16 protein-coding genes are annotated in these 15,551 nt (G+C 55.4%); 5 read left to right on the top strand and 11 right to left on the bottom strand.

Translation table 11 applies throughout. The annotated features are described in order from the left end of the window. The first annotated feature begins 189 nt into the window (after nucleotides 1-189). From HBOR_RS17765 to HBOR_RS17755, 3 genes are all read left to right on the top strand, one after another. Entirely contained in the window at nucleotides 190-1,044 is an 855-nt protein-coding gene (locus HBOR_RS17765; protein ID WP_241432281.1) for an ABC transporter permease subunit, read from the top strand. Nucleotides 1,045-1,106: 62 nt separating this feature from the next. Beyond that, nucleotides 1,107-2,006: an ABC transporter permease gene (locus HBOR_RS17760; RefSeq protein ID WP_013446635.1), complete on the top strand. Its 900-nt coding sequence runs from the start codon at nucleotides 1,107-1,109 to the stop codon at nucleotides 2,004-2,006. 2 nt (nucleotides 2,007-2,008) lie between these two features. Beyond that, the gene (locus HBOR_RS17755; protein ID WP_006053446.1) at nucleotides 2,009-2,935 is read left to right on the top strand and encodes an ABC transporter ATP-binding protein; all 927 of its coding nucleotides are present in this window, start codon (nucleotides 2,009-2,011) and stop codon (nucleotides 2,933-2,935) included. Nucleotides 2,936-4,107: 1,172 nt separating this feature from the next. On the opposite strand, the gene HBOR_RS17750 is transcribed toward HBOR_RS17755, so the two are convergent. The 5 genes from HBOR_RS17750 to HBOR_RS17730 form a co-directional block, all read right to left on the bottom strand. Beyond that, nucleotides 4,108-4,494 carry a hypothetical protein gene (locus HBOR_RS17750; RefSeq protein WP_006053445.1) on the bottom strand — a complete coding sequence of 129 codons (387 nt, stop codon included), beginning with the start codon at nucleotides 4,492-4,494 and terminating at the stop codon, nucleotides 4,108-4,110. 233 nt (nucleotides 4,495-4,727) lie between these two features. Continuing rightward, a complete protein-coding gene (locus tag HBOR_RS17745) occupies nucleotides 4,728-5,690 on the bottom strand; it encodes a hypothetical protein (protein ID WP_006053444.1) in 963 nt (320 codons plus the stop codon). 3 nt (nucleotides 5,691-5,693) lie between these two features. Beyond that, nucleotides 5,694-6,533 carry a hypothetical protein gene (locus tag HBOR_RS20425; protein WP_013446633.1) on the bottom strand — a complete coding sequence of 280 codons (840 nt, stop codon included), beginning with the start codon at nucleotides 6,531-6,533 and terminating at the stop codon, nucleotides 5,694-5,696. Nucleotides 6,534-6,618: 85 nt separating this feature from the next. Further along, entirely contained in the window at nucleotides 6,619-7,554 is a 936-nt protein-coding gene (locus HBOR_RS17735) for a hypothetical protein (protein ID WP_006053442.1), read from the bottom strand. Nucleotides 7,555-7,561: 7 nt separating this feature from the next. Further along, nucleotides 7,562-8,866: an eCIS core domain-containing protein gene (locus tag HBOR_RS17730; protein WP_049890718.1), complete on the bottom strand. Its 1,305-nt coding sequence runs from the start codon at nucleotides 8,864-8,866 to the stop codon at nucleotides 7,562-7,564. Between the two features lie 108 nt (nucleotides 8,867-8,974). On the opposite strand from HBOR_RS17730, the gene HBOR_RS17725 reads away from it, so the two are divergent. Both HBOR_RS17725 and HBOR_RS17720 read left to right on the top strand, forming a co-directional pair. Then, nucleotides 8,975-11,155, top strand: a complete 2,181-nt coding sequence (locus HBOR_RS17725; RefSeq protein ID WP_006053440.1) for an ATP-binding protein — start codon at nucleotides 8,975-8,977, stop codon at nucleotides 11,153-11,155. Nucleotides 11,156-11,249: 94 nt separating this feature from the next. Continuing rightward, complete coding sequence (locus HBOR_RS17720) at nucleotides 11,250-11,843, top strand: DUF4255 domain-containing protein (RefSeq protein WP_006053439.1); 594 nt, start codon at nucleotides 11,250-11,252, stop codon at nucleotides 11,841-11,843. A 12-nt stretch (nucleotides 11,844-11,855) separates the two neighbouring features. Here HBOR_RS17720 and HBOR_RS17715 read toward each other — a convergent pair whose 3' ends face one another. Genes HBOR_RS17715 through HBOR_RS17695 form a run of 6 tightly spaced genes read right to left on the bottom strand, consistent with a single transcriptional unit; the run spans nucleotide 11,856 to nucleotide 15,526 of the window. Beyond that, nucleotides 11,856-12,320, bottom strand: coding sequence for a phage tail protein (locus tag HBOR_RS17715; RefSeq protein ID WP_006053438.1), 465 nt, complete (start codon nucleotides 12,318-12,320; stop codon nucleotides 11,856-11,858). A 24-nt stretch (nucleotides 12,321-12,344) separates the two neighbouring features. Beyond that, a complete protein-coding gene (locus tag HBOR_RS17710) occupies nucleotides 12,345-12,614 on the bottom strand; it encodes a DUF6760 family protein (protein ID WP_006053437.1) in 270 nt (89 codons plus the stop codon). Beyond that, nucleotides 12,611-13,147: a hypothetical protein gene (locus HBOR_RS17705; RefSeq protein ID WP_006053436.1), complete on the bottom strand. Its 537-nt coding sequence runs from the start codon at nucleotides 13,145-13,147 to the stop codon at nucleotides 12,611-12,613. The genes HBOR_RS17710 and HBOR_RS17705 overlap by 4 nt, the downstream gene beginning before the upstream one ends. 3 nt (nucleotides 13,148-13,150) lie before the next feature. After that, nucleotides 13,151-13,303: a hypothetical protein gene (locus HBOR_RS20125; protein WP_006053435.1), complete on the bottom strand. Its 153-nt coding sequence runs from the start codon at nucleotides 13,301-13,303 to the stop codon at nucleotides 13,151-13,153. Beyond that, the gene (locus tag HBOR_RS17700; protein ID WP_006053434.1) at nucleotides 13,303-13,752 is read right to left on the bottom strand and encodes a phage tail protein; all 450 of its coding nucleotides are present in this window, start codon (nucleotides 13,750-13,752) and stop codon (nucleotides 13,303-13,305) included. The genes HBOR_RS20125 and HBOR_RS17700 overlap by 1 nt, the downstream gene beginning before the upstream one ends. 49 nt (nucleotides 13,753-13,801) lie before the next feature. Next, complete coding sequence (locus HBOR_RS17695; protein ID WP_006053433.1) at nucleotides 13,802-15,526, bottom strand: phage tail sheath family protein; 1,725 nt, start codon at nucleotides 15,524-15,526, stop codon at nucleotides 13,802-13,804. Nucleotides 15,527-15,551 lie beyond the last annotated feature (25 nt).

The raw sequence follows: 15,551 nt of genomic DNA, 5'->3' as shown, positions 1-15,551 counted from the left end.
AATAATCACCGGTTTATCGGAGAAACGGTGTTTCCTGGCTGAGACACTAGCCGGGAATCCGATTTTACTTGTCTTGGTGAAAAAATAATATCGAGTAATTCTCAAGAGATTGCGCTACGGAATCACCACAATCTCTGACAAATATTTGTAACCATAACTGATATACTGGTAACATGTGAATGCATTTTCATGCACGCTGAGCATACCAGTAACACTCCCCCGAGAGCTTTACCGTTTCGGCGACGGCTATTTGCTCTCATCCGAGTCGAGGGTGCGTTGCTCGCTCGTTCTTTGCTGAGTTGGATCATCGCACTTTGCGTTGTTGGCGTTATGGTCCTTGCAGTTGTGTCGTCAGTCACTGCAGAGACATCATCCAAGGTTTTCTTACCGGTTCTCGTGCTTGACTCAGGGCACACCGTAGCGAGTCGCTTCTGGTTTCAGGTAGTAGACCTCGCTTCTCTCGTGCTCCCGTTTCTAGCGTTTTTGTTCGGGTATGGAGTACTCATCGACGACCGCGAACGAGGAAACCTCTCGTGTCTCGGGTCGCTTCCGGTGACTCGTCGTGATATCTATCTCAGCAAGGTGATTACACGAATAGCCGCCTTTGCTTCCATGATCTGTATCGGGGTTGCCGTCGGTGGAATTGGACTGCTGCTAACGGGATCGAAGTTTGGTGCCGGCTCTTTCCTCGTTGCGGGCACGCTCACTATCGGATACGGGATCGCACTACTCTCCCCAGCAATTGCCCTCTCTGCCCTTGTTTCGACGCGGAATCAGGGACTTATCGGAGTCATTGGAGGAGGTTTTGCGTTACTCTTCACCCCCGTTTTACTCTTGTCGCAGAAGTCTTGGCTCATTATCGTTCACCCTTTGCAGGCGTACTCGCGTTTCTTGATCTCGCTATTTGACGGTATGTACTCACCACTCGCATTTTTGCCACCACAACTGCTCTCACTTCCTTTGGCTGCCGTTGTCGTTCTGGGTTGGATTATCCTTCCAACCGCCGTCGGCTTCCTCCAGTTTCGGAACGAGGTGTTCGAATGATGTCTGACAACACTAGTAGAGAATGGGTATTAATTGGCGAGACAGCGATACGCAAGCGGACAATGAGTGCCTTGGCGCGCTTGGAGGGCCGTCGTCTGTTCAAATCGAAATCAGTGCTCGTCCTGTTTGCGTTTTTGATGTTCTCATCTTGGCGTATCGGGACGGACGTGGACGTTTTGGATGGGACTGCAGCTACGAGGAGCTCATACTATATGATTCTCACCAAACCCGAGACGGTTGATGCCGTCTACGCTATCTTCGGGTTTGTTGACACCACTTGGCACTTTCACTCGTTCGTATTTCTCATTCCGATAGTCGGGTTGCTGCTCGGCTACGCGACGATTGTTAATCTCCGAACGAAGGGACAGATACGGACGATGTTATCGCTGCCCTGTTCGCGTCAGGAAATTCTACTCGGGATGTCTCTCGGTCGAATCGCCGTTTTCGTGTTGGCGTTAGTTGTGGCGTTGGCCGTCGGCTGGATTGGAATCACAAATAACTTCGAGACTGCATCGGTCTGGAGCTATCTCGCGTTTTCAGCTTCGACGGTAGCCTACGGACTCGCGTGGCTGAGTATCGGGATTGCGCTCTCTGTTTCGTTCTCTACGGCTCGGCGAGTATCGATGGTCGTTACTTTTGTGATTGTCAACGTTTTCGTCGGTTTGCAATCGTATATTCTCGGTCTCGTCGGAGTATTCCCATCGGGGATGATTTTAGATCCCACTCAAGCGTATCTCGTCCTCGTTGCTGCGCCCCACGAAGAAATGATCCCGAAATTATATCAGATCGCTGTTGGACAAGTCGATAGCTTTGGACAGGGCTTTATGTCAACCGGGATGGTATCGCTGGACCCGCCAGTGTACTTCTCGTGGCCAATTGCTGGTTTGGTGCTTTTGCTCTGGATTGTGTGTCCACTACTATACGCTTGGAAGCGAATCGAAGGGATGGAGGTTGATCAATAACCATGACTGAGACAACGCCGACGACAGATAGCGCTGCGATTAGGCTCACAGACGTGACCAGAACGTTCGGAGATGTTACCGCAGTGAACGAGTTAGACATGCGCGTTTCCCGTGGTGAGATATACGGATTTCTCGGGCCGAATGGAGCGGGAAAGACGACTACGATTGGGATGTTGGTGAACTTCCTCAGGCCCTCCAGCGGACGGGTTCGAGTGTTTGGTCATGACCCTCAGACGGACGAACTCACAATCAAGAACCGAACAGGAATCCTCTCAGAAGGATTCACGCCATATCCGAAGTTATCCGGACTGCGCCACGTGGAGTTGGCCTGCCAGCTCCATAATGAAGACGAGCCCCTCGGTTATCTTGAACGGGTTGGACTTGCCGATGACGCCGAGCAGAAGGCTGGAGGATACTCACGTGGTATGACTCGACGACTTGGACTTGCGATGGCACTAGTTGGAGACCCGGATTTGCTCATCCTCGATGAGCCGATTGCGGGCCTTGATCCGTTGGGTGCCGCCCGGGTCAAAGAGATAATTGAGGAGGAGAACACGAAGGGAGCGACAGTCTTTTTCTCCTCGCATCAACTGGGGCACGTGCAAGCGGTTTGCGACCGGGTCGAAATCATAAAAGACGGGAGCTTGGTTAGGGAAGCGCAGATGGAAGAGCTTCTCGGACAGGCGAACGAGGGTCCAACAATAAGGATAAACGTTAATTCGACGCCTGAGCGTGTCCCAGAGACGGTTGAGATGATCGACGGTGTTACGGACGCTTGGATCAGTGAGTCAGATATCTGTGTCAAATGCTCTCGGACTGACGTTCGTTCTGACGTCGTAATCGCGCTGTCTGAGGCCGGCATAGAGGTAGTGGACTTCGAGACGGAGACCCAGTCTCTCGAAGATGTCTTTACTGCAGTCATGGACTGATGAGTCACACAATGATTCCAGATCTCTCCACTAATGCGGCTTTCGCTCAGAGTTTGACCTTTTCCTTGCATCTCGCCCTCTGACGACTCATCCCCACCCGCTGACCTGTTCTCCGCAATATGAGCAATCCAGATGTCGTATCGATCCGGCTATTTGTTTCAGTATAACTGAAATTTTGAAAGCCAGGTGTAAAATTACAGTATTACAAAAGTAGGACCGTAATGCATGATCGATACTTGTCCAGGAACAGTGAAAAAACGACTGGCTCTGAGGGGGTCGAGCGTAGCGTAGTCGGGACCATTTCCTGTTCAGACTTCTATTGGAACGATACTCACCGCTGGAAGCAGTCGGGGGTTCTCTATCGGGGTCAACAGAGCATTGTACTGCAGAACGCCGCTCACATTTCAAGTATTTTACTAGTCAGGCTAGAATGAATGGCTGTTATTCATCCGTCTCAGTATACAAGATATGATAATCGGACTACGATAGGACAGCGGTTGCTGATATTCCGGTATTATTTGTTCCGCTAGTTTGCTGGCGGACTTCGAAGCTCCGTGAACAACGTCTAGGTGGTGGCTGTACTCAGTTGTTTTCGCCGTCTTCCGTCTGTGTCATCTATTCAGAATAACGAGTTTAATATCAAAGGAATATCATAATATCTGAACATACTTTCGTGCAATTGCCGGAGTATGTTGGACTTGAGATACTGTCGCCGACGTTGAAACCGACGAACAAGGCGATTTCACGACTAACTCAAAAATCGAAGCGAGCGGTGCACACGTGGGTTGTCGCCGCCGATCAAATAAAATGTCTGTCAGGTAAAGTCGCGCCTCGTGTGACCTTTCACGGCACGCGATCGGTGTCCGAGTTCTCAGAGTACCACGATTGGATATCAGTGTGGGAGATCATCGGGGATGGGGCCATCTCTTTGCTCAACTCGAAAAGTGCGTCATTGCTATATCGAATAAATTTCACTTCTTCGTCATAGTAAGGATATTGAGATAGTTCGACCACCATGTTAGTCTCCCCGAATACGAACTCAGTTACAGAGTGTTGGTGACGACACCGAAGTTCTATCAGCAATTGGCTTTTGACTCACTCAGCAAACTGTCGACAGCCGTGACCGAGAATCCGGTCTGATTCTCAATCTAAAAAATGAGAGCTACTTGTAATTACTGTCGAGACATTTCACTCGTCCAAAGTGATCTTGACACTTGCATCGACTTCGTCTTCTGACAGTGGTTGCTTCCATCGAAATCACCAGAAGGTAGTCGATGCACCATCGGTCTGATTTCGCTCACGCTGCGCATCAGCTTCATCATCAGTCGCAGCCCCAGCGTCGCTGAACAGAGGTCCTGTTGGACGTTGGACAGCCCTTTGTTGTTCTGTTTGGCGCGTTTTTCGTTGCCTTGCACCTGTTCGAGTTCGACAACCCGCTTTGGGAGTTCGTCACCCGACAGCGTTTCGCGTGTCGCTTCACTCTCCGGGCGTCTGCCAGTCTTCTTTGGTAGCCCGTTGAGTTCCGTGGTATCTTGCCGGGCGGCTTCTTCAGTCCGCACTCTAAGCGTTGGTCGGCCCAATCACCAACTCATCTTGAGGAGGCATCGACACCTCACTACCCGTTTGCTGGCGCACGTGCGCTAACTCGCGAATCCAGGGATTTTGATTCGGTTTTATAGGTACCAGCAGAATCACTCTCGTTGTCGTCGGCTGGGATGTGTTGTTGCGCTCTCGACGCATATTGGTTCTACCTGGGAGTTCGCTGTAGAAAACGGACTGACCTTCTTGAAGGTTATACTGGGGAGCTGTATCCAGGGATGTTGGCCTCGTAGTCCCAGTAGTCGGGGTAAAAGTCGAAGTCGCGGTACTTCGCGGAGTACTTGAATTTCCCGTGGCCTAAGAGCCGATACTGGGCTGGCGGTTCGACACCCATACTGATGAAGCAATCCCGAATCTGGCAGATCAGATTGTGACCCACGTGGTACCGGAACTGCTCACGAGTGTATCCCATCGGGAGCGTCTCGATGCGAGCGTCTGGCTCACGACTGACCGGGTCCTCGCCCTCGATGGTCTTGTATCCCTCTGGCGTACTGTACATCGTGTCGAGTCCCGACACGTCCGCGATTGACAGATCTGCTTCGGGGATGGATGGTTCCTCGGACGCATCTTCATCCTCGTCTGTCCCTCCGCCGACCAACGAGCGAGCCTTTGCCACTAGACCGTCCCCGGTCTCTTGGAGGAATTCCTGAAGGTTCTCCTCCCCGAAAACCTCGGTTGCCGGTTGTGTGAGTTGGTCCTGCATAGCGTCGAGACTCTCTTCGAGGTAGACGTTCTGTTTGTAGACGATGAATTCTTCAGAATACACCTCCTGCGGGAGGTCCAATACGGGAGCCACGTCCGCTCGCTCGTGACTCGCCATCTGCTCGTACAGCATCCCGAAGTACTGGTCGAACTGCTGATCGTCCAGTCCGATAAGGGCTAGCAAGACTGCCGCAATCCGGTCGGGGTTGTCCGGGTTTGGAACCGTGTCGTATCCTTTCTCGCGGTAGACGTGATAGCGGGCGAACCGGCGGGCTTGGGCAACGCTTTCGTCCTCTTCGTTTGTGCGCTCCTTCGGGTTATCTGGATAGCCCTTCTGATGATGATAAACTATCTCTCCATCAAAGAGCATCTCGATTTTATGCTCGAAACCATTTTTATCAATAACTCTCACGCCGATACCATCATCTGTAATTCCCTCAATCTCTCCTTTCATATCTTAGAAAATACCAAGAACACTGTCATCTTCTTCGTCTGTCTGATCTTCCTCGCGCCGTTCGTCTTCGTCGGTTTTGTCTCCGAAGAAGCGCTCTTTGATTTGCTCGAATAGTTTTTTGGAACCAATGCCTGCCGCGCTGACAGTGAATGCCATCATAGTGGCTGCACTCGCAGTGGCTGCCATTTCCGGATGCGCGGCCATCGCGTCACCAATCGGTCCCAGCGTGTCAAGGACAGCATTCCCGTTTTCGATTCCTTGTTGTATAGTGTCGGTTGTCGCTGCCCGACCTAGGGCTGTTATCCCAGTGCCGATACCTCCACCGATGACTCCCGCTACTGTCTCTCCGATCCCACTGTCTACCTCGCTTTTGAGATCGCTCAGTTTCTCGTTGGTAGTGCCAAGCTGTTCGGCATGGTTCTCCAGCGTTTTCGTGTTCTCCTCAATTTTCGTATTGAGCTCCTCTTGAACGTTGGATAGGCCTTCGTTGTTCTGCTTAGCGCGTTTTTCGTTGGCCTGAACCTGCTGTTCGAGTTCGGCAACTCGCTTTGAGAGTTCGTCGGCCGACAGCGTTTCGTGTGCTGACTCGCTCGTCCCGGGCGTCTGCCAGTCCTCTTTGGTAGCCCGCCGAGTTCCGTGATATCCGCTTGCCGCCCGCTGGATGTGAACGTCCATTCCCATCCGACTAAGCACGACCGGTCCGTCCGACATGACCTGCTGAGCGGTTTCTTCGGCTTCCCGTTCTAAGCGCGGATCGGGATCGATTTCTAACGAACCCTCTTGGGGAAGCATCGACACCGCGCCACCAGTTTGTTGGCGGACGTGTGCGAGTTCGTGGGTCAATAGATGCCCTCCTAATCATCTCTGCGACGTTGCTTCATCGTTTCGTGTTCAAGAGTATCCGATGTAACTGAGGGGAGAGTTCAAGTTATATCGGGGCTGGACGGATGTAGCCCGGAATGGTCGCCCCGGGATTGTGGTATTCGGGATAGAAGTCGAACGCGTGGTATTTGCCGGTGTACTTGTCCTTACCGGGGCCGAGAACCCGATACTGTGCTGGTGGTTCGACACCCATGCCGATGAAGCAATCTCTGATTTGGCAGATGAGGTTGTATCCGATGTAGAACCGGAAGGCCTCAAAGTCGAAATTCGAGGGGTATAACTCCAGACGAGCGTCAGGCCCGCGCTCGAAGGGGTCATCACTCTTGATGGTCTGTTCCTTCCCGTCCACGAGATGTACCGTGTCGATTCCGGAGATTCCGTCGATAGTGAGGCCCCCGTAGTTGCCGTTCGGGCCGCCGAACAACGACGCTGCTCTTGAGAAGAAATCACCGCTATCCGCTTGGAGTACTTCCGTAATCTGCTCTTGGCCGATACTCTCGACCAGTTGTTCGCTCACTGTACTTTTCATTTCCTCCAAGCTCTCTTCGAGGTAGATATTCTGCTTGTAGCAGGGTTCTCCTCCGTGGTAGACCGAATCTGGAAGGTCCAGTGACGGCTCCACGTCCGGACGCTCATGGCTCATGACCTGCTTGTACAGTGGTTTGAAGCGGTTCTCGAACTCCTCGTCGTCGAGGTCTATAATGGCCAGCAAGACCGCAGCGATTCGGTCTGGATTCTCGTCTGTGGGGATGGTATCGTATCCTTTCTCGCGGTAGACGTGATAGCGGGCGAACCGGCGGACTTGCGAGAAGGTTTCATCTTCCTTATCACTTCGTTCAGAGGGGTTGTCTGGGATAACATTATCTGCATGGTGGAATATATCTCCTTCAGAGTTTACTCCGATTTCATGCTCGTTGCCACTATTATCCTCCACGAACAGTGCCACCCCTTTTTCGTCTTCGCCGATTATATTTCCATTCATTGATAATTTAGTTTAGTCCTGAGAACCAACCACTGTCCTCCTCTCTTTCTTCTTCCTCACGCTCGGATTCGTCTTTGCGACTGAATTTGCTCTTCACGTGGCCGAAGGCACTCTTAACGCCATCGCCGATGCGGTCAAATATTCCGGAGCCATCGACAGCCTGCTGCGCCCCGTAGAGGCCTCCGCTTGCGACTGCGGTCAGTCCAACCGCAGCCGTCACTTCGGGATGGTGAGCCATTATTTCACCAGCGTGGGGGATCATCTTCGATAGCGTTTCACCCCCCTCAATGGTTTGAGCGAGGTCTGATTCGAGAGCGGCCCGAGTCCCAGCGACTGCGGCACTCGATCCCACGGCTGCCATGCCACCTGCCACTTTCTCCGACCATCCCGAATTCACCTTTTCCTTGAGCTCCGAAACTTCCTCTTTGAGTTCTCGAATTCCTGCGTAGTTGTTCTCGACGCTTACCTCTGCGGGCGTCCGCTGAACGTGCACGTCGGAGTGCTCCATGCGATGCACGCCAATCTTTCCGCCTTGCATCACGCGCTGGGCGGTTTCTTCGGCTTCCCGCTCTAAGCGTGGGTCAGGATCAATTTCTAACGAACCCTCTTGGGGGAGCATCGACACCGCGCCACCGGTTTGTTGGCGCACGTGCGCTAACTCGTGGGCGAGAATATGCTGGCCTTCCGCCGAACTCGGATCGTATTCGCCGTGGTTGAACGCGATGTGATTGCCGACGGTAAACGCGCGGGCGTTGATGTCTTCACACGCTTTCGCGGCCGATGGACCCGTGTGGACGCGTACATCGCCCAGATTGTCGCCCATCCGATCTTCCATCGCGCGCTGGATGCTCGTGTCGAGTTGCTGGCCGGGCGAGGAAATCACGTCTCGCACTGAGTCGGGCACGTTCGCGTCACCAGCCTTGCTTGCTTCGTGATGCGCGCCGCGACTGCGTTGGACGGATTTAGCGTTCCGGCGTTCGATGTCTTTCGGGACTTCCGCGGGCCGTTCTTTCTGGCGCTGGCGGAACGCGCGCATGTCGCGTGGCTTGCCCATCGTATCGACGGTCATGCCTTCGTCGGCCCACTGCCGAACTTGATCTGCGCCGTGTTTCTTGGCTAGTCGCTGAATCTTCGTATCCAGCCCGTCCATGTAGATCTCTACCCCGAAGCGAGATTCACACTCTTGGGGTGTTAGCGAACCACCACCACGACTCTGATTTCGATTCGAGCCTCCCGTCAGCTCTTGAATAGACGGAACGGACGAGGACTCTTTGCTCGGAGTCGTCCGCTCGTTCGCAGACCGAAATCTCATTCTTACTGCAAACTTGATAGCCATCCTATATAACTGTTTGTTCCTAAACTGAATATACAAAATATATCTCGCAGAACTATTATTACTGCGACACCTCGACTTTAGACAATGAGTTACGAGGGAACGATAGATCATCTGCTGGACGAACTCGGGTGTCTCGATTACCTCCTGCGCGAATTCCTCGGTGATCGTCACGCGGAACTTCCGCGCTCGCAACTCGGGTTGGTCGAACGACTACAATCGAATGAGTCGCACGCTTCGCCATCGGCAACTCAGTTGGTCGTCCCCGAACATGCACGAGATGACCTCGAACGATATCGGACACGAATAGAGAAGAAGCGGCGGGCCGCTACCGAAGCGGGTGTCGATCTGCGTCTCCAAACCCTCGCTGACGCGTTCGATCTCACCAGACAGCATCTCGATGCCCTGTTACTCGCACTCTTTCCTGACGTTGATCCCGCCGGTACTGAACTATTTAGCGAACTGCAAAACGATGCGAGCAAACAGCGACCGACGGTCCGTCTCGTCGCCGACCTCTTCTCGACGACGCCCGACGAGTTTCTGACTGCAACTGAACTGTTCGGACAGGGTTCACCGTTGCATGAGTACAGCCTGCTCGTCCTTGACCCTCCCGAGGGGACCAGACAGACTGGCTCGAAACTCGATTATTCGATCCGAGTCGATGACCGCATCTACGCATTTTTACTTGGTCACGGCACAGTTGATCCCGGGCTGAGAACACCGTCCAGTGTTCAAAGTGCCGACGCAGTCGATGCATTCCTCACCGAGACGACCGCCGACGCCACACTCGATGACTTACTCATCGAGGACGGCACGTATTCGACACTCGCATCGCTCCGCGATAGCGAAGAGTCGGGACGTCGCCTGTACTTCCATGGTCCCCGAGGGAGCGGCCCGCAGCGTGCCGCTGAAGCCCTTTGTGAGGAAGAGGCGTACTTACAAGTTGATCTCCCTGCGGTGCTCGAGGCCGGTATCCTCGATATGGTCGTCCGGGAGGCCGCCCTCCAAGCACGACCGGTCGTGGTCACTGGTGCAGACGAGGCAACGAGCGCGAGTGCGGACGGGGATCGGTCGCTGTCGGCCGTCATCGACCGGTTCGATCCCGTGGTGAGCGACGTGTTCCTGCTCGGCGAATCGTCTTGGACGCCTGCTGGAACCAGTCAGCAACCAGTCGATGCACTCGTCGGATTCGACCGGCCGACCATCCCGCTGCGGCGGCAGTTCTGGCAGGCGCACGCCGACGACCTCCCCGACGACCTTGATCCGGAACGCATGGCCAGCACGTTCGATCTGACCTTGGGGCAGATGGAGTCCGCGCTGGCGGCCGCAAACACGCTTGCGGGCGGCGACGAACTGACCGTCGAACACGTTCGGAAAGGATGCCGAGCCCAGTCTTCCAGTCAGTTAGCCGATCTCGCACAGCAGATCACACCGACCATCGCTCGTGAGGAGGTCATGCTCCGGGAGCGGACTGATAAGAAACTCGATCAGCTTCAGGCACACATCTCGAATCGAGGCCGAATCTACGATGACTGGGGCTTCCGTGACAAGGAGAAGAACGCTGGCGTGGTCGCCCTATTCAAGGGGAAGCCCGGGACTGGGAAGACGATGGCCGCCGAGGCGCTCGCCAACGAGGTGGGCATGCACATCTACAAGATCGACTTGTCGAGTGTGGTGAGTAAGTACATCGGAGAGACCGAGGAGAACCTCGAACAGATCTTCCAAGCGGCCGAGCAGTCGAACGCGATTCTTCTGTTCGACGAAGCGGATTCGGTGTTCGGTGACCGTGCTGAGGTGTCGGACGCAACGGACCGATACGCCAACGCGGAAGTGAACTACCTCCTCCAGCGCATCGAAACCTATGACGGCGTCATCCTCCTGACGACGAACTACGCGTCCAATATTGACGAAGCGTTCACGCGACGTATCAACCACACAGTTCGGTTCGAGAACCCTCAAGAAGAGACGCGAGAGGCAATTTGGGAGGCCGCGTTCCCCGACGAGACTCCGACAGACGGTATCGACGCCGAGTGGCTCGCACAGTTCGACTTCAGCGGGGGCGAAATCGCCTCGTTGGCCAAACGAATCGCCGTCGAGGCCGCCAGTTGTGGCGACGAGTCGATCCAGATGAAACACGCTGTTCGCGTACTCGAACGAGATTACCGGGATGCCGGTCGCGTCGTCCGGAAATCGGAGTTCGAGCCATACGACGAGGCGCTCGTCGAACCAGCACAGGAACCTGACGGCCGACGGCGGAATCGACGCTGACCTCGGAATCCTTTTTCCGCCGGTCCACGAACGGGCGTCGTATGTGGATAACCGAACCGACGATTTCAGAATCACGTCTCGAGGGGCTTGATTGATGACCTACGAAGCAATTCGATACGTGAGCGAAGCGCTCGTTGACCTACTCAAGGAGACTGCCGACTATCCGGAACTTCCTGTCGAACCCGATGAGATCGAACTGATTTCTCCGGCGGATATCGGCCCGAACTCGACTGTTCGAATCGGGTTCTACCCCTATCGCGTCCGGAAAGACGGTTCAGTTGGATCGATGAACACGACGCCGGTCGGAGAGTCGGCCAAACGAGACCCGCCGCTGCCGATTACAATCGACTATCTGGTGACGGCCTATCCGAGAGATGACGAAGACAACGTCACCGGTACTATCGGCCAACAACAGGCACTTGGGCTCGTCCTCCAGACACTCAACGACGTCGGCATACTCGAACCTGAAGAGACTGAGGGAATCGAGCAGGATACTCGAATCGGACTCACAATTACGAATGCGCCGCTCGACGAAGTGTTCTCTCTTTGGGCACGGTTCGACGCCACATATCAACCGTCAGTTACGGTTGAAGTGTCGCCGGTGATGATTCAGTCGATCAACGAAGCAGAATTCTCGCGTATCGCCGAACGTGATGTCGGTGTAGAACGAAACCCCGATAGCGAGTGATCGCCTTCGGGCTTACTTGGGCGCGCCGGACAGTTTGTTGAACTTCTTGTACGCGAGTTCGATGGTCTCGATGGCGACACCGCCTTGTCGGCCACCGATGAGGTCGGGACCACGCCACGTAGTCGGGTACGCGCCGAGGAACTGCCAGCCCCACGTGTTCGGTCCCATGTGACTCTCTTGGACTTTCACCGTCACGTTCTTTCTTGTCACGTTGCCGCTCATCACGTCCTGTATCCACTCCCAGAAGGTGACGTCGTCCGTCAACCCTCGTTGCAGGACCAAGTTCGCATGTGCGAACTGATCAGGGAGTTGGTGGACGTACTCGTCAACGCCACCTTCCTGGTACGAGACGGTCTCTAACTGCATTGCGATTCCGGAGACTTCCGAGAAGCCGGCGACGGACTCGCCGTCGATCACGACCTCGAAGTTGTACTGTCCGTAGGGGCTGTTGTTGGATGTGTTTGCGCTATCAGCCATGGTTGTGTCCGTTGCTCGTGGCGATTACTCGTCGCGTAGTTCGTCAAGCGACTTCGAGAGTACCTTTCCGCCGCCCTCGGTATCGAGGAAGTTCGCGCCTTGCTGTTGGGATTGGCGCCCTGGGGCGGTGTCTCCGTTCGCGTTCATCTCTTCGTTGATGTCGCTGATCTCCTCGCACCACCGCTGACGTTCCCAGTGGGACATCCCCAGCACCTCGTCGCGGCTCCAACCGAAGTGGTAGGCCACGAAGGCGACTTCCTCGAACAACACGTCAGGGTCGTGGAGATGGATCATTCGGCTGGATTTCCCGTGTCGGCTTCCTCCTCCGAGGCGGGTTCGACTGCGTCTTCTGGCGTGTCAGACACCGTCGAGATGTCGCGGAACTGGGTGTCTGTATCATCGACAGGGGATTCCGAATCCATCGACGCCATCTCGTCGTTGGCCCCGCCGGTGACGTGTGCGCCGGTTTCGACTTCGACGGTGAACGGTTCACCGCATTCTGGGCAGGCGGTATCGACCGCGTTCAGACCGCTGTTGTTGACGCGCTCGTACATCGCCTGCAAGTACTCGAGATCCGAGACGAAGAGGTTCTGGATGATACTTTCGTCAACGGTATCGAGCGAGCCAAGCTCCGTGACCGTCCGCGCGAGCAGCACTATCGTCAGATACGACGAGTTTGACTGAACGCGTGGGTTGTTCAGCGGTTGAATCTCGTCTGCGGCGGTCGCAAGCCGCATTCGGCCCTCTTTGTGGAGGGTCCCCTCGTCGTCAACGTACCCCTTCGGTAGGGTGAACTCGAATTCGGTCTGGAGCGTCTGATTCGTCATTCGTTACCGGCGTTGTTCTTCCGTCTTGATAATTATTCTGTTGACGTGTGCCGACGCGGTCCCGGTGTGGAGGTATCCCTCATTGTCGAGGTGACACTCCTCGCGGTATCTGTCAACAGCGTAGCCGTCCGTCGGGTCGGTGGTGGATTGGCTCATTAGGAGCGGTCGACTTGCATCGTGTCGAAGTCGACGACGAAGGTCTCAACAGCGATCTGGTCGCCACCAGGGGTCGCGTTGAGGTTCGGGGGGCTGTACTGGATGACCATCGCCCCTTCCATGTTGTAGCGAGCGACCGTCTGGCCGGTTCGGTCCTTGAGCAGAACCGCGATCTGCTTTTTCGCATCGTTTTCGCGGCCTTCCTCGGCTGCTTTGAGCCAGTCGTCGAGGGCTGAGTTCTTTTTGTCCGCACTTCGTGCGAACTCGAGTTTGGTGTACGTGACTTCGCCCAGGTGCTTCGTCCCGGAGGCGATGTCGGTACCCTCTCGGTAGTTGTGCGTTTGGACGTTCTTCTCAGGGAGCTTGACTTCGACGACGCCCGGGATGTTCGTCCCGTCGAGTTCGACGTCGAATTGAGTGTTTGAGATGGGTTGTGATGCTTTGGACATTGTGTATTCCGTTATCGTAGTGGTTAGTTAGCTGGTTCTGTGTGAGCGGTTATGCCTGTTCGGTATCCTGGCTGATGCGGAAGATAACGAACTCGGCGGGCTTGACCGGCGCAACACCGATTTCGACGATGAGGCGTCCGTTGTCGATGTCGTCCTCGGACATCGTCTCTTCGCCACACTTCACGTAGAACGCATCGTCTTCGCTTTGACCCTGGAGGCCACCGTTCCGCCAGACCGTGCGGAGGAAGTTGGTGACAGACTGTCGGATCCGACCCCAGGTGTCCTGCTCGTTCGGCTCGAAGACCGCCCACTGCGTGCCTTCCTGGATCGACTGCTCGATGAACAGGAACAGGCGGCGAACGTTGAGGTACTTCCACTCGGGATCAGACGACGTGGTACGAGCACCCCACACGCGGATACCGCGGCCCTGGAAGCTGCGGATGCAGTTGATACCCTTCGGGTTCAGGACGTCCTGCTCACCCTTCGTGATGTTGTGCTGGAGGCCGACGATGCCGCGAAGCGTCTCGTTAGCGGGCGCTTTGTGGACACCGTGTTCCTGGTCGGTCCGCGAGTAGATACCGGCGATGTGGCCGCCCGGCGGGACGAGTTTCTCTCGGTTCGTGACGGGGTCGAGCACGTTGACCCACGGGTAGTAGTATGCCGCGTACGAGGAATCGACCGGCGTCTCCATCTCGGAGACCGGACCGGGGTTCTGCGGCGACTGCAGAATCGCAAAGCGGTCGCCCATGTTCTCACAGTGTGCGACAATCGAGTCAGTCAGACCGTCGATGTCGTTCTCGTCCGGCGCGCAGACCATCGAAATTTCGTCGATCGCTTTGAAGCCGGCGAGACCGGTTCGGAGACCGGGCTTGTTGACACCTTCGTAGTCTTTGAGGGTGACTTCGCCGTCTGCCTCTGGCTTCTCGGTGACGATTTCGACGTCGACGTCTCGTTCGCCTTCGCGGACCTCTTCGAGTTCGACGACGAGGTCGTCTTTGTCGGCGTCCTCGTCGATTTCGATTTCGAGAGGCTCGGCGATGCCTTCGAGGCTCTCCTGCTCGAGTTCGTCGAGGTCCTCGGGGATGTGAACGACCGTCTCTTCTTCGTCGGTTTCGACGAGACCACCGTCGGAGTACGCGGTGGGGTGGCTGTCGCGGTGCAGCCAGGTCAGGCCGTCAACGGGCGTGCCGTCGTCTTTGTACTCGATGTCCACGAGAACCGAGCTTTCGAGTTGCTTCTCGTAGAAGTTGCTTGCCTCAGGATCAGCCGACAGGCCGTCGTAGACCTCTTCGACGTCAGGCGACGGGTCGGGTCGGTCGCCGTGCGGCTTGCTGACTGCTTCGAGGTCGCCGGACCAGTAGCGAACGGTGATGTCGAACTGGTTGGGGTACTGACTGTCTTCGACGATGACGGCGACGGATTCGCCCCACTGGCCGGGACCGTTGGCCTCGACTTCGGCGATTTCGTTGCCCTCGTCGTCTGCGAGGATGCCAGTCGCTACGTCGTCGATATCGGCACCACTGACGCGTCCGATGAAACAGCGGCTACCGCCGTTTTTGAAGAACCCGTCAACAGCGGCATCAAGATCGGAGGACTTCGGGCTCGCACCGTAGAGCCGCTCGAAATCGGCGTAATTCGTGACAAGGCGGGGTTCGACCGGGCCGCGTTCGGTCTGGCCGAGGAAGCCAGCAGTACTAGTGCTGACTCCTTCGACGGATTTGCTTCCGCTCTGGACCTCTTCGACATAAACGCCTGGAGACTGATATTCACTCATCTGTTTTCTGACTCCAACGATGTCA

The sequence above is a fragment of the Halogeometricum borinquense DSM 11551 genome (genome assembly GCF_000172995.2).
GTDB classification, from domain to species: domain Archaea; phylum Halobacteriota; class Halobacteria; order Halobacteriales; family Haloferacaceae; genus Halogeometricum; species Halogeometricum borinquense.
The sequence above is the reverse complement of the archived record's forward strand: the minus strand, read 5'-3'. Positions and strand labels throughout refer to the sequence as shown.